The organism is Stenotrophomonas sp. YJH_SMC_16 (genome assembly GCF_059367875.1).
Genome location: NZ_JCAFRH010000004.1, coordinates 152,190 through 171,929, shown reverse-complemented (window position 1 = coordinate 171,929; position 19,740 = coordinate 152,190). Strand labels below are relative to the sequence as shown.

General features: G+C 66.4%; 13 protein-coding genes and 1 pseudogene. 9 read left to right on the top strand and 5 right to left on the bottom strand.

Going from position 1 to position 19,740, the window contains the following annotated elements; translation table 11 throughout:
- Nucleotides 1–2: 2 nt before the first annotated feature.
- From AC5P6E_RS10665 to thiL, 5 genes are all read left to right on the top strand, one after another.
- Nucleotides 3–629, top strand: coding sequence for a riboflavin synthase (locus AC5P6E_RS10665; RefSeq protein WP_049482085.1), 627 nt, complete (start codon nt 3–5; stop codon nt 627–629).
- Nucleotides 626–1,726: a 3,4-dihydroxy-2-butanone-4-phosphate synthase gene (gene ribB / locus AC5P6E_RS10660; RefSeq protein WP_197654990.1), complete on the top strand. Its 1,101-nt coding sequence runs from the start codon at nt 626–628 to the stop codon at nt 1,724–1,726. Before AC5P6E_RS10665 ends, ribB begins: the two co-directional genes overlap by 4 nt.
- Nucleotides 1,727–1,886: 160 nt before the next feature.
- The gene (gene ribH, locus AC5P6E_RS10655) at nt 1,887–2,354 is read left to right on the top strand and encodes a 6,7-dimethyl-8-ribityllumazine synthase (RefSeq protein ID WP_010481977.1); all 468 of its coding nucleotides are present in this window, start codon (nt 1,887–1,889) and stop codon (nt 2,352–2,354) included.
- On the top strand, nt 2,351–2,830 hold the full coding sequence (gene nusB / locus AC5P6E_RS10650) for a transcription antitermination factor NusB (RefSeq protein ID WP_005408062.1): 480 nt from the start codon (nt 2,351–2,353) through the stop codon (nt 2,828–2,830). Before ribH ends, nusB begins: the two co-directional genes overlap by 4 nt.
- Before the next feature lie 130 nt (nt 2,831–2,960).
- A complete protein-coding gene (gene thiL / locus AC5P6E_RS10645) occupies nt 2,961–3,926 on the top strand; it encodes a thiamine-phosphate kinase (RefSeq protein ID WP_495230944.1) in 966 nt (321 codons plus the stop codon).
- A gap of 9 nt (nt 3,927–3,935) precedes the next feature.
- Here thiL and AC5P6E_RS10640 read toward each other — a convergent pair whose 3' ends face one another.
- From AC5P6E_RS10640 to AC5P6E_RS10630, 3 genes are all read right to left on the bottom strand, one after another.
- Nucleotides 3,936–6,929: an ATP-binding protein gene (locus AC5P6E_RS10640; RefSeq protein WP_495230943.1), complete on the bottom strand. Its 2,994-nt coding sequence runs from the start codon at nt 6,927–6,929 to the stop codon at nt 3,936–3,938.
- Nucleotides 6,930–7,028: 99 nt separating this feature from the next.
- Entirely contained in the window at nt 7,029–7,751 is a 723-nt protein-coding gene (locus tag AC5P6E_RS10635; protein WP_495230942.1) for a fimbrial biogenesis chaperone, read from the bottom strand.
- 60 nt (nt 7,752–7,811) lie between these two features.
- Nucleotides 7,812–8,324 carry a fimbrial protein gene (locus AC5P6E_RS10630; protein WP_495230941.1) on the bottom strand — a complete coding sequence of 171 codons (513 nt, stop codon included), beginning with the start codon at nt 8,322–8,324 and terminating at the stop codon, nt 7,812–7,814.
- 315 nt (nt 8,325–8,639) lie between these two features.
- On the opposite strand from AC5P6E_RS10630, the gene AC5P6E_RS10625 reads away from it, so the two are divergent.
- The 3 genes from AC5P6E_RS10625 to AC5P6E_RS10615 all read left to right on the top strand — a co-directional run bounded on the left by AC5P6E_RS10625 (nt 8,640) and on the right by AC5P6E_RS10615 (nt 12,723).
- Nucleotides 8,640–11,186 carry a fimbria/pilus outer membrane usher protein gene (locus AC5P6E_RS10625; RefSeq protein ID WP_495230940.1) on the top strand — a complete coding sequence of 849 codons (2,547 nt, stop codon included), beginning with the start codon at nt 8,640–8,642 and terminating at the stop codon, nt 11,184–11,186.
- A 38-nt stretch (nt 11,187–11,224) separates the two neighbouring features.
- Nucleotides 11,225–11,734, top strand: coding sequence for a fimbrial protein (locus tag AC5P6E_RS10620; protein ID WP_191862986.1), 510 nt, complete (start codon nt 11,225–11,227; stop codon nt 11,732–11,734).
- Nucleotides 11,735–11,844: 110 nt separating this feature from the next.
- A complete protein-coding gene (locus AC5P6E_RS10615; protein WP_312662490.1) occupies nt 11,845–12,723 on the top strand; it encodes a fimbrial protein in 879 nt (292 codons plus the stop codon).
- Nucleotides 12,724–12,833: 110 nt separating this feature from the next.
- Here AC5P6E_RS10615 and AC5P6E_RS10610 read toward each other — a convergent pair whose 3' ends face one another.
- Together AC5P6E_RS10610 and AC5P6E_RS10605 are read right to left on the bottom strand one after the other, a co-directional pair.
- Complete coding sequence (locus tag AC5P6E_RS10610) at nt 12,834–13,247, bottom strand: hypothetical protein (protein WP_495230939.1); 414 nt, start codon at nt 13,245–13,247, stop codon at nt 12,834–12,836.
- A 539-nt stretch (nt 13,248–13,786) separates the two neighbouring features.
- Nucleotides 13,787–16,177, bottom strand: coding sequence for an autotransporter family protein (locus AC5P6E_RS10605; protein WP_495230938.1), 2,391 nt, complete (start codon nt 16,175–16,177; stop codon nt 13,787–13,789).
- Nucleotides 16,178–16,526: 349 nt separating this feature from the next.
- Here AC5P6E_RS10605 and AC5P6E_RS10600 point away from each other — a divergent pair.
- Nucleotides 16,527–19,737 (top strand): annotated as a pseudogene (locus AC5P6E_RS10600) (autotransporter family protein).
- The last annotated feature ends 3 nt before the right edge of the window (nt 19,738–19,740 follow it).

The following is a 19,740-nucleotide window of genomic DNA, read 5'->3' as shown; positions in this document are numbered from 1 at the left end:
TCTTGTTTACTGGAATCATCGAAGGCGTCGGCCGTCTGGCCGCACGCGAATCCATCGGCGGCGATGTCCGCTTCACCTTCAATGTCGGGAATCTGCCGTTCGACAACGTGCAGATGGGCGAGAGCATTGCCATCAACGGCGTCTGCCTCACCGTCATCGCATTCGACGCCAGCAGCTTCCAGGCCGATGCCTCCACCGAGACCCTGGGCCTGACCACGCTGGGCCAGCTGGGCGAAGGGGCGGTCATCAATCTCGAACGTGCCATGCGCCCGACCGACCGCCTCGGCGGCCATCTGGTCAGCGGACACGTCGACGGCCTCGGCCAGGTGCTGTCCATCCACGAAGACGCGCGTGCCCAGCGTTGGCGTTTCGCCGCGCCGGCCTCGCTGCGCCGCTACATCGCCAAGAAGGGCTCGATCTGCGTGGATGGCGTCAGCCTCACGGTCAACGAAGTGGACGATGAAGGGTTTGACGTCGCCCTGATCCCGCACACGGTGGCCAACACTGCCTTCTCCGCCGCAGGCGTAGGCAGCGCGGTCAATCTTGAAATCGATCTGGTCGCCCGTTATGTGGAGCGCCTGATCAGTGTGCCGACCAACGGTCAGCACCCACAGGGAGATGCCGCATGAATTTCGCCCCGATTCCGGACATCCTGGAAGACATCCGTCTGGGCCGCATGGTCGTCATCGTCGATGACGAAGACCGCGAGAACGAAGGCGACCTGATCATGGCCGCCGAGCTGGTCAAGGCCAGCGACATCAACTTCATGGTCACCCATGGCCGTGGCCTGGTCTGCCTGCCGTTGAACCGCACCCGCGCCGCCGATCTCGGCCTGGCGCCGATGGTGCAGGCCAATACCGCGCAGTTCCAGACCAACTTCACGGTCAGTATCGAAGCCGCCGAGGGCGTCACCACCGGTATCTCGGCGCACGACCGCGCCCACACCATCCGCACTGCGGTGAAACCCAACGCCAAACCGTCGGACCTGCACCAGCCTGGCCACATCTTCCCGCTGATCGCCCAGCCGGGCGGCGTGCTGACCCGCGCCGGCCACACCGAAGCCGCCGTGGACATGGCCATGCTGGCCGGGCTGGAACCGGCCGGCGTGCTGGTGGAGATCCTGAACCCGGATGGCAGCATGGCGCGCCGCCCGGAGCTGGAAGTGTTCGCCCGCGAGCACGGCCTGAAGATGGGTTCCATCGCCGACCTGATCGCCTACCGCCTGGCCACCGAAAAGACCGTCGAACGCGTGGACGAGCGCGAGATCGAGACCGAATTCGGCCCGTTCAAGCTGGTCACCTACCGCGACCGCATCGCCCACGACCTGCATTTCGCCCTGGTCCGTGGCACGCCGGATGCCGACACCCCCACCCTGGTGCGGGTGCAGGTGGAAAACCCGCTGGCCGACCTGCTGCACTGGCGCCGCGACGATTTCGGCGTGGCCGCCACCGATGCCCTGCGTGCGATTGATGCTGAAGGCAGTGGCGTGATGGTGGTGCTGCAGGCCCCGCGTGATGGCGAAGCCTTGCTGGCCCGCCTGCGCCAGCAGCCGGCGCCGGTGGTGCCGGGCAAGGACAAGGACGTGAGCCAGTGGCGCCGCAACGGTGCCGGCGCGCAGATCCTGTCCGACCTGGGCCTGGGCAAGCTGCGCGTGCTGGGCACCCCACGCCGCCAGATCGGCCTGGCCGGGTACGGCCTGGAAGTGGTGGAGACGGTGGCCCCGTAACGCGCCCGCTGCGCTCGCCGGGCATGGCCCGGCGCTACCCCGGCGCCCCCTAATCCGGTAGCGCCGGGCCATGCCCGGCGGGTTCCCCAGGCCCCCGCCAGCCACGGCCGGGGCCCATCCACGCTAGAATTACCCCCTTATCGAGTCCCCCAAGCCGCATATGAGCCACTACGAAGGCGATCTTCGCACTCCCGAATCGGCGCGCTTCGCCATCCTGGCCAGCCGCTGGAACGCCCGCATCACCGATACGCTGGTCGCTGGCGCCCGCCAGAGCCTGGCCGGCAACGGCATCACCGAAGCCAACATCGACGTGATCCGCGTGCCGGGTGCCTGGGAGCTGCCGCTGGTGGCCGCGCGCCTGGCTGCCGCCCATGAACACGCCGCCATCCTTACCCTGGGCTGCGTGATCCGTGGCGATACCCGCCACTACGAACACGTGGCCGACCGCTGCGCCGAAGGCCTGATGCGCGTGCAGCTGGACTTCGGCGTGCCGGTGCTGAACGGCGTGCTGGCGGTGGAACGCGTTGAAGACGCCGAGGCCCGCGCAGGCGGCAGCCACGGCAACAAGGGCGAGGAAGTCGCACTCGCCGCATTGGAAATGGTCAATCTTCTGGAGCAGCTGCCATGAACAAGAACACCCAGGGCAAGCCCTCCGGTAAACCCGTCCGCCGCGATGGCGTCGATCCGGTGCTGCGCTCGCGCGCCCGCCGTCGTGCCGTGCAGGCCATCTACGCCTGGCAGATCTCCGGCGGCAACGCCCAGTCGCTGATCGCCCAGTTCGCCCACGAGCAGGCCCGTGAAATCGCCGATCTGGCGTATTTCGAGGCACTGCTGCACGGCGTGCTCGACAACCGCCGTGACATCGACGAAGCCCTCGGCCCGTACCTGGACCGCGGCATCGAAGAAGTGGACGCGATCGAACGCGCGGTGCTGCGCCTGGCCGCCTACGAGCTGCGCTACCGCCTGGATGTGCCCTACCGCGTAGTGATCAACGAAGCCATCGAATCGGCCAAGCGCTTCGGTTCCGAACACGGCCACACCTACGTCAACGGCGTGCTGGATCGTGCCGCCGTGGAATGGCGCAAGGTCGAATCGGGTCACTGACCCGGTTCTGCTCGTCCTGGACGGGCCGTGACCTGCTGGGTCGATACCGGCCCTGACTCCGCTTCTGGTGGGTGCCAACCCTGGTTGGCACCGATCCCCGATATCGCCGCCACCCCCACGGGAACGCCCCATGTCCCTGGCTGAATTCGCCCTCATCGACCGCATCCGCGCCCGCACCGCCGAGCGCGACGACATCGTGCTCGGTATTGGCGACGACGCCGCACTGCTGCAGCCACGCCCGAACGAACAGCTGGTGGTCACCGCCGATACGCTCAACAGCGGCGTGCACTTCCCGGCCGAAACACCGGCGTTCGACATCGGCTGGAAGACGTTGGCCGTGAATCTCTCCGACCTCGCCGCGATGGGCGCGCGCCCGGCGTGGTGCACGCTGGCGCTGTCGTTGCCGGAAGCCAGCGAAGACTGGATCGAGGCCTTCGCCGACGGTTTCTTCGCACTGGCCGACCAGCACGATATCGCCTTGATTGGTGGCGACACCACGCGTGGCCCGCTGTCGCTGTCGGTCACTGCGATGGGGCAGGTGTCGCGCGGCCAGGCGCTGCGTCGTGATCGCGCACAGATTGGCGATGACATCTGGGTCAGCGGCACCCTCGGCGACGCTGCCGGTGCGCTGCGGCTATGGCAGCAGGGTGCGCTGAACGTGGCCACCGCCACGCTGCTGGCCGACTACGAAACCCTGCGCCTGCGTCTGCTGCGGCCGACCCCGCGCGTCACCCTCGGCCTGCGCCTGCGTGCGTTCGCGCATGCGGCCGTGGATATCTCCGATGGGTTGCTGGCCGACCTTGGTCACATCGCGGCACGCAGCGGTGTGCGCGCCGAAGTCGATGCCGATGCGTTGCCGATGTCAGCGGCGCTGCGCGAACTGCTGGGCCGCGATGCTGCCCGTGAGTGCGCGCTGCGCGGCGGCGACGATTACGAACTGTGCTTCACCGCCGCCGCCGACCAGCGCGACGCGTTGCACTTCGTTGCCGAATCGCTGGATCTGCCGATCACCCGCATCGGCCGCATCATGGAAGGGCAGGGCGTGCATACCGAAGGCCACGACGGCCCCAGCGGGTACGAGCACTTCGCCGGCTGAGCACGCAGGTCATGCCTGCTGCTGCGCGGCAACCTGACGTTCGATGCTCGCCGCGATCAACGCGATAGCCTCAATGACGATCGCCTTCGACGCCGCATCTGTCGCGCCGGTGCTGCGCAGGGCCTGTTCGGCCTGTTGGCAGCTGCGCGCTGCCTGGGCTTCTCCCAGAAATACCAGCGCGCCGGCGAAGCTGTGCAGCTGATCGATCATGGCCGGTGCGTCGGCACTGTCCAGCGCCTGGGTCAGCGCCGCGTAGTCGCGATGCGCGGTCTGCAGGAACGCCTCGCGCATCTGCCGCTGAACCGCCTCGCTCACCACCGGAGGTAAGGGTGCCTGTGCCGAGCGATCGAGGTCGAATCCATGCAGCGCGGCCTGCAGCGACGCCAGGTCGAGCGGCTTCAGCAACAGCGTGGACATGCCGGCCTCGCGTACGCGCTGCGCGTCCTCGGGCATCGCATTGGCGGTGAGCGCGACGATGGGGATGGAGGAGTCATCCGCACGCAGTTTCCGGGCCAGCCCGTATCCGTCCAGGCGCGGCATGTTCAGATCGGTCAGCACGATGTCGAACCGGCCCGCGCGCCAGCGGTGCCACGCCTCCTCGCCGTCGGCCGCGAGGGTGACCTGCCAACCGAGCGCATGCAGTTGCCCCAGCGTCACGTCGCGGCTGATCACGCTGTCATCCACCAACAACGCGTGGCCGCGCGAGGGATGCGCGCGCTCGACAGGCGCCGGCCGTGGCGGCGTGCCTGCCACGGCGGTGGTCCGGCGTGCCGGAATGTCCAGGTGGAAAACGCTGCCGGCACCCGGGGTGCTGCGCACGCCGAGCGTGCCGCCGAGCAGTTCGGCGAAGCGTTGGCACAAGGCCAGCCCCAGGCCGCTGCCGCCGTGCTGCCGTGCCGAACCGGCACCGACCTGCACGAACGGCTTGAACAACACGGCCTGCGCCTCCGCATCGATGCCCGGGCCGGTATCGCGCACTTCCACGTGCAGCCACTCGCTGCCATCGGGCCGCAGCGAGGCATCAACGCTGACCGCCACCATTCCCGATGCCGTGAACTTCACCGCATTGCCCACCAGGTTGTTGATCACCTGCGCCACGCGGCCTGCGTCGGCCACGTAGGCCGGCCCCAGTGCATCGCCGATGTGCAGCTCCAGGCGCAGGCCCTTCGCGGTGGCCTGTGGCTCGAACAGTGTCGCGGTCTGCTGCAGCAGCGCACGCGGATCGAAGGGCGCCGGTTCCAGCGTCATCAGCCCGGCTTCGATGCGGGAAAGATCCAGGGTGTCGTTTACCAGCCCCTGCAGCACATCGGCCGCGCTGCGCGCGCGCGTGACATGCGCGTGCGCCGCCGCCGGCATGGTCTGGCGGGCAAGCAGTTCAAGGTGGCCGAGCACGCCGCTCAAAGGGGTACGTATTTCATGGCTGATCATTGCCACGAAGGCGGTCTTGGCCTGGTCCGCGGCCTCGGCATCGTGCTGGGCCTGTTCGGCATGACGCCGTGCATCCAGCAGGCGCTGCTGGGTTTCCGTCTGTGCGGTCACATCGGTCACCGCGCAGACCCAGATCGCCCGCCGCTGGTAGCGCGCGGCGGCCACGATGGATTGCAGGTAGCGCGATGGACCGTGCTCGTCCGCGGACGGCGCCTCGAACAGCTGCCCGTGTACCTGGCCGTCAACGCGTTGCACCAGGCGGCCGACCAGTGCGTCCAACAGGTTGCCGGTGGTGTCGCCGATCAGCTGCTCCAGTGCCTGGTTGTGCAGGATCACCTGCCCGCTCTGCTGGTCGAGCAGGCACAGGCCGACCGGCGACGTTTCGATCAGCGTGCGGCTCAACGCTTCGCTTTCATGCACCCGTGCGGCTTCTTCCAGCGCCGGCCGCAGCACGCGCCGGTCCACCAGCAGCAACAGCGTCCACAGTGCGGCCAGCAGGGCGGCCAGGGCCAGCCCACCGCCGAGCAGATAGGTCCGCTGCGCCGCCCAGATGTCGGTCCAGCGGTAGAGCCGCAGCAGCGTCCAGTCGATGCCCTGCAAGGGTGCGGACATCACGAAGGCACGGCCGGCAGGCAGTGCCAATAGCGTAGGCCGGGGCGATGGCGCGGCGCGCAGCGCAGGCCCGGAAATCGCAGCGTCCGCAGCGCTGCGCAGAACATCGTTTCGCTGCCGGTCCAGCACCACCCACATCCCCGGGCTGGCCTCCTCCAACCGCTCGCGCAGGCCTTGAAGCGGTTCAAACGTCAGCCGGTTGATGAAGGGGACGCCATTGCTGCGCAGGCGCATCTGGGTGACCAGTGCATCCTCGCCGGTGAACGGATTGCGGCCGAAGTAGGCGCGCAGCTGGCCGCTGGCCAGTTGAAGCTCGGACTCCGCACCCGCTGACTGCCAGCCGGCATCGGCGGTCTGTGCCAGCGCGGCCAGTGCCTGTTCACGGGTAGGCACCTTCATGAGTTGCAGCAGCTGCGCTTCATCATGCAGCCCGGCGATCGCAAACAGGCGCCCTTCCGGTTCGAAGGCGAAGGAGATCAAGGAAGTGGGCGAATCCTGCGCGGCCACGGTTGCGGCCATGTATGCCGAATAGGTCTGCACCATGCCCAGGTAAGCCGCCTCCGCCTGTGGCGGAAGACGGCCTTCGCGCGGGGACAGCGCCAGCCAGGGGACCGACAGGACGCCGGGTGCCACCACACCGGCCTGGCCATCCTGCGCTGAGAAGCGGGCAACAACAGGCGTGCCACCGGCCACCAGTGCGGTCTGCTGGGTAGCCCACAGCGTGGCGTTGGTGTTCAAGCTGGCCACGTAGGCCCGCCTGCGCTCGCCAATGTAGCGATCCACCGTCTGCTGGCCGCGCTGCAGCGCCTCGCGCTCGTTGAGGTGCACCGTTTCCAGCCGCAGCCACAGCGCCGCGCAGCCGGCGGCCAGGAGAAGCAGGGTCAAGATGGCACCGCCGCCGAACAGCAGCCGGCGCTGCAGGCCTTGCAGGGTGGCAAGCACGGAGCCCGGGGGTGACGCCATGGTGCGAACCTGGGTTGTGAGGCTGTGGCGTGCAGCGTGACGCGTATGCCATCCTCAGTGCAAGTCATTGCCGGAGCACTGCGGAAGCCCGATCTACGTTTACCGATCAACGCGCGCCTCGGCCTCACGGGGCGTGCCGTAATCATCCAGCCATTTGAACGCCACCGTTGCGGGCATCGCTGCACCTTTCGGCAGCGCATAGCGTACCTGTGCCCCCGGCGCGATCATATCCACGTCCACGCTGCGGCCATCGGCCAGCGTCAATGAACTCAACGACACGTGGTACGCGCTCGGGTTGCGTACCTGCAGCGCATCACCATCGGCAGTCCACTGCAGCGTGGCTGCTGCGTCGCGTGCATTGCCCGGCAGCCCGGCGGGTCGATGAAACAGCTTCACCCGCGTACGCACCGCGAACTGCAGCAGGTTCTTGCCACTGGCATCGCTGGGCTTGGGTGGAATATCCAGCAGGTTGAAATAGAACACCGATTCGCGATCGGTCGGCAGCGGCGCCTCCGACGGGCGCGGTGCGTAGGTGACGCGATATGCCTGGCCCTGCTTCGGCTGCAGCAGCCTTGGCTCGGCCGGTGTCAGCCGGAAGGGCGTGCCTACATTCTCTGGGCGCGACTGGCTGTCGCCGTCATCGATCCACACCTGGGTCATCGCCGGCAGTTCACCCACGTTGCTCGCCCTGACTGTCACGTCGCGGCCCTTGCTGGAATCGTGAACGATGCGTGTGCCCTGCAGCGTCACCGCAGCCGATGCCGGCAGCGCCGCCGACACGGCCAGCAGCGCGCATATCCACGTATTTTCGCGGAGTTTCATGGTCAACCTCATTGCAAAGTGCAGGCCAGCACAGCGTGGTGCTGGCCTGCCGGAAGCGGATTACTTGTAGAGCACCACGAAGTCGCCCGAAGCATTGGCGGTGCCAGCGGTAGCGTTGGTTGCCGGCGAGGCGTACCACGCGCTGTAGTCCAGCTGGCCGCTGCCGCCGGCGGCAATGGTCACCCACACGGCCGGGTCCTCACCGATCTTCTGCTGGTTACCGGCCGCGTCGTACAGCGCAACGCCCACGTTGGTGGCGGTCGATGCGGCGGTCAATGCGAGGTTGCCGGTACTGCCGTCGGGCGTGCCGCCGAAGCGCACACCCACATCCTGCGACGCACCCGAACCCGAGCAGTCCAGGGCGATGGTGAAGTTCTTCTGGCCGGCACGGGCGCTGGCGTTGACCGAGGCCAGGTCCACCTTGCCCATCGGCACGGTGATGGTGCCGCCGCTAGAACCCACCGAACAGGTGGAGGTCATCAGTTCACCGGTGATTTCCAGCGATTCGGCGGATACCGAGGGCGCCGTAACGGCGACGATGGACAGGGACAGCAGGCGGAGCGTCAGGGACATGATGGTTCTCGTTAGTGGAATGAAGACACGCAATGACCGCCCATGGCAGGCAGTGCGGCCAGTTTCGACGCGTGCTTCCAGCTGCAGAATGGAATTAGTTGCAAATGCGTGATGAAGCTCGCTCACTACAGATCCGGAAGACGGCATCCCTGCGGCTGATGCGAGATGACAACCGGCGCTTTGGCATCGAACGAATTGCAATACAGCGGTGCCTGGGCCGATCTGCAACTTTTTGGATGGGGAGCATGTGCCGCAGCCTCTAGCCTGCGGTTCCCCTTCCTCATGCCGCTGCTTCGGCACCGGCTATCGTCCTCGATGAAGTTGCCCCCCGCGAATCCAGCAGCGCCCCGCCGTGCCACGTTCCGCACCCACTGTCTTGCCCAGGCAATCACCTTCGCCCTGCTGGCCAGCACGCCTGCCCTGGCAACGGCAACGCCCGCGGGTCCCATGCAGTTCAGCGAAGGCTTCCTGATCGGCGGCGAAGCCATCGACATGGCGCGTTACGCCAACGGCAATCCGTTGCCGGCTGGCGACTACGCGGTGGACCTGCACGTGAACGGCGAGTTCTTGCGCAGCCAGGACATCCGCTTCGTCATCGAAGACGATCCGCAGATTGCCGTGGCGTGCCTGTCACCGGCGCTGGTACGCGGGCTGCCGTTGAAGCCTGCGTTCCTGGAGGCACTGCCCGCCGAAGACAGCACCTGCGTGAATCTGCCAGCGCTGGTGGAGGGCGCCAACAGCACCTTTGACAGTGGCGAGCTGAAGTTGTCCCTCAGCATTCCGCAGGCGGCACAGGCTATCGCCGCACGTGGCTTCGTGGCACCCGAACTGCGCGACGACGGCATCACCGCTGCCTTCATCGATTACAGCGCCAACCACTACCGCAGCCAGGGCAGCGACAGCAGCTACCTCGGCCTTCAGGCGGGCCTGAACCTGGGCGCATGGCGCCTGCGCCACCGCGCGTCGTTCACCCATGGCAGCCAAGGCACCCGCCACGAGGTCATCAGCAGCCATCTACAGCGCGACATTCCGCGCTGGAACAGCCAGCTGCTGCTGGGCCAGGGCAACACCGGTGGCGAGCTGTTCGAAAGCGTGCCGTTTACTGGCGTGCGCGTGGCCAGCGACGAACGCATGCTGCCCGATTCGCTGCGCGGCTATGCGCCGGTGGTGCAGGGCATTGCCGAAGGCAATGCGGTGGTCACCATCCGCCAGAACGGCAGCATCATTCACGAAAGCAATGTGGCGCCGGGCCCGTTCACCATCGAGGATCTGTATCCCACCAACTTCGGCGGCGATCTGGACGTCAGCGTTACCGAAGCCGATGGCCGCGTGCAACGCTTCAGCGTCAACTTCTCCGCTGTACCGCAGGCGCTGCGCGCTGGGTCGTCGCGCTTCGCAGTCACCGCCGGCGAGCTGCGCGACACCGGCAACACGCTGCAGGCGCTGCGCTTCACCGAGGGCACCTACGCGCGCGGCCTGAACAACCGGCTTACCGTGCTGGGTGGCGCGCAGCTGGGTGAGGACTATCGCGCCCTGCTCGCCGGTGCTGCGGTCAACACGGCCATCGGTGCATTCGGTGCCGATGTCACCCATTCGCGCGCCCGCCTGCGCGGCAACGACACCGCCACCGGCAACAGCTTCCGCGTGAATTACCAACGTTACGTGGCGCGCACCGGTACCAACTTCGGCCTGGCCGCGTATCGCTACAGTACGCGCGGCTTCCTCAGCCTCAACGATGTGGCACGCACGCAGAGCGACGACTGGGGTTACGGCCAGCGCGCCCGCCAGCGCTACCAGGTGAATTTCTCGCAGCGGGTGGGCCAGCGCAGCAACCTGTATCTCAGCGGCGGCCATGTGTCTTATTGGGACAGCGCCCGACGCCGCAACGAGTTCCAGCTCGGCTTCCAGAGCACGCTGGGGCGGGTCAACTACGGCGTGTCCGCGCTGCGCTTCCGCGTGGGCGATGGCCGCCAGGACACGCGCTACGCGTTCACTCTCAGCGTGCCGCTGGGCCGCAGTGCCAACGCACCGCGTGCCAGCACCCAGCTCAGCCAGGCCGACAGCGGGCGGCAGTCACAGCTGGGCATTACCGGCAGCCTGGGCGAGTCGCGCGCGCTCAACTACAGCCTGTCCGGGGCACAGGGCAACGGCCAGAGCAGCCATAGCGCGTATGCCGCATGGCAGGGCAGCCGTGGCAACCTCAACGCCGGCTACAGCCGCAGCGGTGACTACCGCAGCCTGTCGCTGGGTGCGTCGGGCAGCGTGGTGCTGCATGGCGGTGGCCTGAACCTGGGCGCTCCCGTGGGCGAGGGCTTCGCGCTGGTGCAGGCGCCGGGTGCGCAGGGCGCACGCATCGGCAGCAGCACTGAGCTGCACGTGGCGCGCAACGGCTACGCGCTGCTGCCGCACATCAGCCCCTATCGCTGGAACACCATCGACCTGGATCCCTCCGGCCTGCCGATCGAGGTGGAGCTGCTGCAGACCTCGCAGCGTGTGGCACCCACCGCCGGTGGCATCGTGCGCGTGCCGTTCCAGGTGCGCCGCGAGCGCACGCTGTTCATCGACGCCACCGACGCGCTGGGCCAGCCGTTGCCATTTGCGGCGGTGGTGCAGACCGAAGACGGCACGCCGGCCGGTGCAGTCGGGCAGGGCGGGGTGATCCAGCTGCGCGGTGCGCAGGACAGCGGCGCGTTGATCGTCGACCCCGATGGCAAGCGGCGCTGCCGCATCGACTACCGCATGCCCGAGGCGCCGGATGCGTACGGGTTGTCGTGGAGCCAAGCCGTGTGCGTGCCGCAGCCGCTGCCGCCGGAGGGTCTGCAGGTGGCCACGCCAGAAGCGGTCGAGAACACGGCCCCGTAATTCCCGTTGTCCCTTTCATCGCTCACAGGAGCTTCCGCATGTCCCGTTCCTTCCTTCAGCTGGCAACCGCCGCCGCGCTATGCCTGAGTGCTTCGGCCGCATTCGCTGACCAGGCCACACTGACAATCACCGGCCGTGTGCTGCCGGGTACCTGCACCCTGGCGGCGCCTGCTATTGACTTGGACCCGATCAAGGCCGATGAACTGGTGCAGGGCGACAACAAGCTCAAAGCTGGCACCTTGGACTTCACTGGCTGTGTGGGCGTGGGCAAGGCCACGCTGTCCTTCGCCGGTACTGCAGCCGATGGCGATGCCGATCGCTGGAAGAACACCGCCGCCACTGATGCGGCCGATGGCGTATCGGTCGCATTGCTGGCCGGTTCCACAGGAAACACGTATCTGAAGAACGGTGACACCGGCATAGAGGTGGTGGTGAGTGGTGCGACAGCTAGCTACCCACTGCGAGCCGGCTACTACCTGCCGGCTGTGGCAGGGGTGAGCGCAGGTGCCGTGCAGGCTGAAATCGTGGTGACGGCGGATTACGAGTGATGCGGAACAGATCAGCTAAAAGAGGCCTCGGCGTGCTTGCAGGAGGAGTCGCGCTGATGGTTGCAGGCGCCGGGACTGCCCGGGCCTGCACATCGTCTGAGTACCGGGCGATGAACCACGACAGCGTGCATCAAACCTATCCATCATGGCCCGGCCAGGAGATTGCAAAAGAGGTCGCCATCCACCACATCCGCGGTTGTACTGTGCCGGATGAAGACCTTGCGATGGACGTGCGCGTCGAATTCCCGGGATTGCGCCCCGCAGGAACCATCTACTGGCAAGGAGAGACATTTCCTGCCTACGAAGCGGCACCCGACTCGCCACTGATCATTTTCTACTGGATCCAGGCCCTACCCCTGTATCCGCCGCTCACACCGCTGGAGGTGGGGGCGGCAATGCCAATCGTCAGGACATCCACGGGAACCCTGCCGGCGAACGTGCAATTCAATTCGGGCGTTGCCTTCTTCACACGGTCGGACGACCGTCGATTGCGATCGTTTGAGATTGGTGGAGGGAGCATGCATGTCAATGCGGGTGCTTACCCATCCGTCAGTGGCACGTTTCCGCTTCATCTGAAGATGGTCTTTCCTGCCACGACCTGCCCTCTGGATGATGCGGCTGAGACGCTGCAGGATGTGCAGGTTGCCGAACTGACCACGCCGGGAAGTACTGCGAAGGAGAAAGTCGTGGCACTCCGCATGAACTGCGGGGTTGATGCGCCGCGAGCAAGAATGATGCTGTCGGATGCAGCAGATGCGTCCAACACGGGCAGTCTGCTCACCCCAAGCGCCGGATCAGACGCGAAGGGCGTGCGGGTGCAGATGTTGCGCAATGGCAGTGAAGTCCAGTTTGGGCAGCAATGGGATTTCGATCCCGGCACTGGCGGTGTGCACGACCATGCATTCACTGCGCGCTACTTCCGCACTGGTGATGCGTTGCAGCCTGGCTTGATCAGGGGCGAGGCGGTATTGAACGTGGACTACTGGTAAGGGAAGGCGGCTGATCTGCGGCTGCAGCACCGAACCGCATGCTCGGCTGCATGCATGGCTCGCCGGCATTCCAGAGGCCATGACGAAGAGCAGCCGAGCATGGCTCGGCGCTACACGGCTTCCCGCAACTGCACATCCACATGCTCGGCCAGCCCGCGGCAGGCCAGCAGCAGTCCCTCACGCACGTCATCGCCCGCCTGCTGACCCTCATCGCCGTCTACGCGCACACGTTCGATGGCATGCAGTAGTTCCAGCAGCAGCGTCAGCCCGGCGTTGGCGCGGTCGAGGCGTGCCATCGCGATGCCATGACCCTGGGTGCGGGTTTTCCAGGGCCACGCTCGCCCGTCGGCGGCCTCCACGTGGCGAATGCGCTGCTGGCAGCCGAGCAGGGTAATGCCCTCGTCGGCGTGGGCGCCCATCGTGCTGCCCAGCGTGGTTTCCAGCGCTTTGGCCAGGTCATCCGGCAGGCGTTCAACGGCATCGCCCAGTGTGGCGAACAGATAGGGATAGAGCGAAGAAGTCATGGCGGCATCCTTGTGCTGATGGCAAAGGGCCGCCCTCGCGCTGGGTGAGGGCGGCGGACGGTGCGTGGTTGCAATACCGGGGACCAACGCGTGTTAGCCGGCGGGCACAAGGCCCCCACGCACCGCCCGCCATAAGGCGCGGACGGATTGCCTGCCGACGCCGCCCAACAAGGAGAGAGCGACGCCGACAGGCAAGCGTAAACAACGCGATAGTCCAACGGGATTGCAAGCCCATGCCACCCGTTGTCGGTGGCGATCCATGATGTGCACGGAAGTGCCGCTGCACCAATCAGATAATTTTCAAATTCAAAATTATTGCAATCTGCATGCACGCGTTGCGTGGTCATGCGGAGTGAGGCGATTGCGTCAGAGTTCGCACGGATTCCCTGTAGAGCCGAGCCTATGCTCGGCTCACCGCGCGAAGCGCGGCGTTCTTCGTGATCTGACCGGAGAGTAGCCAAGCGTGGGCTCGGCTCTACAGAAAGCGCATCGTGCACAGTGGAACGGCGCCGGATTGCTCCGGCGCCGTTCTTGTTTCATTACCAGCTGTACGCCACCGACAGGTTGGCAGTTGCTTCGCGATACCCGCTGTCACCACGCATGACGCCAAACCCACCCCAAGCGCTGAACCCGGAGCGGAACTCCACCCGTGCACCTGCACTCAGTTCATAGCGGTTGCGCGGAATGCCGGCCTTCAGCACTTCGTCATCGAAGGCGATGCCATTGCCGGCGCCATCGCGATACCAGTTTGCCGCCAGGTACGGGCTGACCGAGGCGCCCGCGGCCGAGCGCGATTCACCCTGCAGACGCAGGCCTGCACGGCCGGACAGGCCGCTGTTGCCCTGCGCACGCACCACGGTTCCGTTGGTTTCGGTATGCACGTCGGTCTTCGCGTCGGTGTACACCAGCTGCAGTTCCGGCTGCAGGCTCAGTGCGGTGCTGCCGATCTGGCCGATGCCGAAGCGATAACCGGCTTCGACGGACGACTGCCAGATATCCGAGTCATAACGCTCTTCGGCCAGGCCATCACCCTGCACACGGTTGCGGAACTGGCCGCGCTGCACGCTGGCATCCACGTACATCGCGTCGTTGGCCCAGTTGCCGTACACGCCCAGCGCACCACCTTCCACCTTGCCGCGTGCACTGAAGCCGGTCACGTCCGAACGCGAGGTGGCGCTGCTGCGTGCAGCGGTACCCATCACGCCGACGCGGCCACGGCCGTCATCGAACACGCCGATGTCCGCACCCAGCTGCAGGCGCGAACGGTCCACGCGCAGGTCGAGCTGGTCATCCACCGCACCCAGCTTGCTCTGTGTGGCGTCAACGCGGGCCCAGCCACGGATGCCATCCGCCGCAGCGGCGCCGCCCTGGCGGTCGCGGTAGCTGTGGCGCAGCATCTGGTCCAGCGCGAACTGGTTGGCCAGATAGGCGCCGGTCTCCGGGCGCAGGATCGGCGGCGGCGGAATCACCGGGTCCACCGGATCGATCGGCTTGCACTCCGGCAGGGTCGGGTCGACCAGGCACGGATCCGGCGCACCGCCCAGCTCCGAACGCAGGTACCAGTTGCCGTTGGCATCCTTCACCAGGAAGTACTCGTACTGGCCACCCACGGCGCGGCCGACCAGATCGAACTGCGCATTGGACGCACCGCCGATGTCGATCAGCTCGATGCCGCGATCGGTCTTGGCACCGGCACCACCGGCATTGAGTACGCGCACGTTGGCCTGGCCGTTCGCATCGCCGGCAATCACCAGCTTGTCGGTCAGCGAGGTGTCGTCGCCCAGCTGCGTGTTGAACAGCAGGGTTCCGCCATTGCCGGTGAACTCATCCAGGCTGAGCGTATTGAAGCTGCTGCCGTTGCCCAGCGCCACGGTGCCGCCGGCGCCCAGGGTGAGATGGCCGACAGTGCTGTCGCCGGTCATCAGCCAGGTGGCATCGCTGTCGATGCTGGCGGTGGTGACGTTGATGAAGCGGCCGTCGATCTGGGCCTTGTTGCGCAGGATCACGTCCAGCGTGCCATTGGTGACCGTGGTCGGGTCGAAGGTCACGTTGCCGGCCAGCCTGGAATCATCAACGGTGAAGTTGACGTCGGTGCGCGCAGCGAGAGGGCCGAATTCACTCCTGACCAGCAGCAGGTTGCCATCAGCGCCCGACAGCTTGGCGTCGTTGCGGATCGTGATGTTGTAGTCGTTGTCTTCCAGCGGCATGACCTGGATGGCCGCACTGCGCTGGGACACCAACGTGGAGTCATCAACGTTGAGCGTCACCGCACCCGCCGGATTGAGCTCGCCCCACAGCATCGCGCCCACGTTGGCACCGGTCACATGCGATCCGTTGAGGATGTCCATCGTGCCGAACTGCAGGCGAACGCCCAGGCCGCTGTTGTAGGGCTGGGTTGCCGACGGGTGGTCCTCCACCAGAATCTGCATGGCATCGAGCACTGCATGTGGGTTCCGAGTCCCCGCGCTGACGAACCCGCTCGCAAGATCGACGCCGACGGGTCGGCCGCCGAAGGCGGTCATGTCGGCTGCGGTCACGATGATGGAGCCGCCGGTGAGACGGGCCACGGTATTGCCGCCGGTCAGGTGGATGCCGCTGCCGCGGAAATGGGTGCCAACTGCGGTCAGGGTGGCATCACCTACCAGCGTGACGGAAGTATTGCTGGACGGGCCCGTTGTCACCGTACCGCCTTGCAGCGTGATGGTAGAACTGTCTTCGGCGTAGATCGAGTTCATCGCCGCATCGCGACCGACCAGCGTCGAGCCATTCTTCAGTGTCCAGGACTCCACCGGATCACCCGCGACGACCTCGGCGGACTGGCCATCGAGATCGCCCGCCAATGCGACGCCAGTGGAGAGCGTGGAAAGCGCCAGCAGCAGGCTGCGGGCCAACGGGCACAGCGACAGGGGACGGGCAGGATGAAGGTGCATGGTCTTGTCCTTTGCAGAGAGAAACGAGCGGGACACTGCATGACAACCGGAAACCCCTGTTCAGCGGGGTGACGTATAAGCCTGCAACTCGTGAAGAAAACGTGAGGCAGGTGGTTGTTTGCGAATGCGCATGTCTGGAATGGCCGCGAGTGTCCTCTCGCCGCAGGAGGGTTCCCATGCAATTAGTTGCAAAGCGCGCTTGGCGGGCTAATCCGCTATGGGAGCCGTTAAGGCGCGGATATGGGGCCCAGCGATCTGCGACATTCGGACGCAGCCGTGATTGCAACGGATTCGATGGCGGCGCGTTGGTCGCGCCGCGAGCATGTCGGCCACCTCCCGGAGACCTCGAATGCGCACTGCTTCCCCGCATCACCATCCCCTCGCAATCGCCCTGGCGGGCGCGCTGTTCGTCTCACCTGCCGTCCAGGCTCAGCAGGTGGTGGCTGATGGCACCCATGAGAATCCCGCGGGCGGCAGCTATTCCACCACCGGTGTCGACGCGCACGCGTTCCATGTACTCAACGGCGGCCGCATCGCGGCCAACGATGCGGTCGTGCTGGCCACCGAGGGAAATGGGGCTGCTGGCATCCGCGTGGAAGGCACCGGCAGCAGCCTGCATGTTGCCGATGCCACCATCACCACTCGTGGCGACAATGCAGCAGGCGTGTCCATTTCCGGCGCTGACGGTGCGATCCAGATCGCCAGGGTCAGCATCGAGACACAGGGTTCAGCCAGTCACGGCATGAACGTTGTGGGTTCCGCTGCCAGCGTTGGCCACGCAGACATTCTCACCCGTGGCAATGGCGCGCACGGCGTGATGGTCAGTGGCGGCGGTGTTTTGGAGTTGGGCGGCGGTGCGATCACCGTGGAAGGAAGCAATGCCAACGCGGTGATGGTCAGTGGTGCGGGCAGTACGGCACGGATCGCAGGGAGCACCCTGGTCAGCCGCGGCGCGGGGAACTACGTCGCCCTGGCCAACTCGGGCGCCGCCCTGCACCTGCAGGACACACAGGTTGTCCATGAGGGTGCAGGTCTTGGCGTCGCCATCCACGCAGGCAGTACCGGCGAGCTGCGCAATGTGCACATCACGGTGCAGGGCTTGGGGACCGGTCTGGCAGGTGGCGGCGACGTCGCCTTGCTTGGAGGTTCCGTTACCGCAGTTGCAGCAGGGAGCACGGCCGTCGAAGCCCACGGTGGGAGCATGCGACTGGAATCGGTGGATGTTCGCGGTGACCATGGCATCAGCGCGATTGGTGGTGCGCGGCTGGAGCTGACGGGCAGTCGTGTGCATGCGGCGAACGGAGCGCTGCGGCTCTCAGGGCTGGGGACGACCGCCCATGTCGAGGGATCCGAACTGCTGGGCGATGGAGGGGCGGCCACGGTTGCAGTTTACGACTCGGCAACGTTGGAACTCCTGCGCAGTGTGGTCCGTAGCGAAGGTGACAATCGGGTTGGCATCGACAATCGCGGCGGTGCGGTGACGCTGGACGGCGCGGAGGTCCACACCACGGGCGCGTCCAGCCATGCGCTGTACGCGGAACTCAGCGGCGCGGTGCGCCCCCGCTTCGATGTCCGTGGCTCGTTGCTGAGCACCACCGGCAACAACGCGATAGGGGCTGTTGCGCGAAAGGGCGGCAGCATCGATCTGGTGGACAGCACCGTGCTGACCACCGGTGAGGGCGCGCATGGTGTGCTCTCCGGTGGCGTGGGCGAAATGACGCTGGCCAATACCCACGTGCGCACCGAAGGTGAAGGTGCCTGGGCGGCGGTGATCAACGACAACGGCCAGATGAGCATCGACGGCGGCTCGCTGGTGAGTGCGCAGCACGGTGGCATCTGGTTGCGCAGCAGCCGCGATCCGGCGCTGACGTTGAGTAACGGCGTGGTGGTGTCTGGTGGCAATGGCATCGGCCTGGCGCTGGATGCTGCCGTGGCCGGCCGCTTCGACGTGGCGCTGGAAGGGGGCTCTCAGCTGCACGGCGATATCGTCATCACGCCCGAGGACGAAGACGCCGGACTGGCGCCGCAGTCCGATGTACACGTGCGCCTGGCGGATGGCGCGCTGTGGCAGGGGTCTTCCAATCTGGTGCAGACGCTTGCGCTTGAAAGCGGCAGCCAATGGACGTTGACCGGCGATGCGACGGTGGGTGATCTGCAGGTGCGCGACAGCGCGCTGGCACTGTCCAACGGCAGCGGCCGCTTCAATACGCTCACGGTGGAAGGTGACCTGCACAGCGAAGGCGCCACGTTCCTGTTCCAGGGCGCGCTAGCCGGTGATGATTCGGCCATCGACCGCCTGCACGTGCGCGGTGATACCTCCGGTGATGCCTTGATTGCGGTGAGGAACATCGGCGGTGTGGGTGCCCCCACCGTTGATGGCATCCAGCTGATCGAAGTGGACGGCGCATCGCTGGCCAGCTATGCGTTGACCGGGCGTGCGGTGGGTGGTTCGTACGAGTACTTCCTGTTCCAGGGCGGTCTGGCCGATCCCACCGATGGCCACTGGTACCTGCGTTCGCAGTGGTTTGATGTCTGCGAAGACAACCCGGGTGCGCCGGGTTGCGTGGGGAACCCGGGCCCGGACCCGATCGAGGGCGGCGAGGGTGAGGACGGTGGCGGCATCGTGGATCCGATCCGGCCGCCGCCGATACTGCGCCCGGAAGCCGGTGCCTATCTGGCGAACCAGTCGGCCGCGGTGAACATGTTCGCGCATCGTATGCATGATCGCACCGGCACCCTCACGGGTGAGCGCACTGCATGGGCACGCGTGGGTCGCAGCAATGCGGACTTCACTGCAGTGGGGGGGGCAGCTGTCGGTGGATGGCAACACCTCGGTGCTGCAGATCGGCAGTGATCTGCTGCGTCGTGGCAACGCCGCGTTCGGTGTGATGCTGGGCAACGGGCGCGCTGACAGCAGTGCGCTATCCGAGCTGACCGGCTACAGCGCCAAGGGGCGTGTGCGTGGCACTGCGTTGGGCGTGTACGGCACCTGGCTGCAGGATGCAGAAGGAACCGGCGGTGCCTACGTGGACGCAGCCATGCAGTTTGGCCGCTTCGACAACCGTGTGCAGGGTATCGGCCTGGAGCCGGAGCACTATGATTCGCGTGTGGCCACTGCGTCACTGGAGATGGGCCATACCTTCAATGTGTGGCAGGGTGCTGGCAGTTCGCTCTACGTGCAGCCGCAGCTGCAGCTGACGTATGCGGACTACCGTGCGGATCGCCACGTGGAGACGAATGGCACGGTGATCGACCACGCCGATGCCGGCGGCCTGAGCGGGCGCCTGGGCGTGCGCGTGTTCGGCCATGGCATTGCGGGTGGCAACACCGTGCAGCCGTACCTGGGCGTGAACTGGCTGCGCGGCAGCGGTACCAGCACGTTGCAGTTCAACGATGACACGCTGGGCGCGGATGTGCCGCGCAATCGTTATGAAGTGCAGGCCGGTGCCGAGTTGAAGCTGGGCCAGCGTTGGGGCGCTTGGGGCGGCCTGAGCGTGCAGCGCGGCGACCATGGCTACCGCAACGTGGGTGGCCAGGTGGGTGTGCGCATGGCCTGGTAAGCG

Excerpts from the sequence above, each read along its gene's own strand:
- ribB (WP_197654990.1), top strand. The coding sequence starts at position 626 with ATGAATTTCGCCCCGATTCCGGACATCCTGGAAGACATCCGTCTGGGC.
- ribH (WP_010481977.1), top strand. The coding sequence starts at position 1,887 with ATGAGCCACTACGAAGGCGATCTTCGCACTCCCGAATCGGCGCGCTTC.
- nusB (WP_005408062.1), top strand. The coding sequence starts at position 2,351 with ATGAACAAGAACACCCAGGGCAAGCCCTCCGGTAAACCCGTCCGCCGC.
- thiL (WP_495230944.1), top strand. The coding sequence starts at position 2,961 with ATGTCCCTGGCTGAATTCGCCCTCATCGACCGCATCCGCGCCCGCACC.
- AC5P6E_RS10640 (WP_495230943.1), bottom strand. The coding sequence starts at position 6,929 with ATGGCGTCACCCCCGGGCTCCGTGCTTGCCACCCTGCAAGGCCTGCAG.
- AC5P6E_RS10635 (WP_495230942.1), bottom strand. The coding sequence starts at position 7,751 with ATGAAACTCCGCGAAAATACGTGGATATGCGCGCTGCTGGCCGTGTCG.
- AC5P6E_RS10630 (WP_495230941.1), bottom strand. The coding sequence starts at position 8,324 with ATGTCCCTGACGCTCCGCCTGCTGTCCCTGTCCATCGTCGCCGTTACG.
- AC5P6E_RS10625 (WP_495230940.1), top strand. The coding sequence starts at position 8,640 with ATGAAGTTGCCCCCCGCGAATCCAGCAGCGCCCCGCCGTGCCACGTTC.
- AC5P6E_RS10620 (WP_191862986.1), top strand. The coding sequence starts at position 11,225 with ATGTCCCGTTCCTTCCTTCAGCTGGCAACCGCCGCCGCGCTATGCCTG.
- AC5P6E_RS10615 (WP_312662490.1), top strand. The coding sequence starts at position 11,845 with ATGAACCACGACAGCGTGCATCAAACCTATCCATCATGGCCCGGCCAG.
- AC5P6E_RS10610 (WP_495230939.1), bottom strand. The coding sequence starts at position 13,247 with ATGACTTCTTCGCTCTATCCCTATCTGTTCGCCACACTGGGCGATGCC.
- AC5P6E_RS10605 (WP_495230938.1), bottom strand. The coding sequence starts at position 16,177 with ATGCACCTTCATCCTGCCCGTCCCCTGTCGCTGTGCCCGTTGGCCCGC.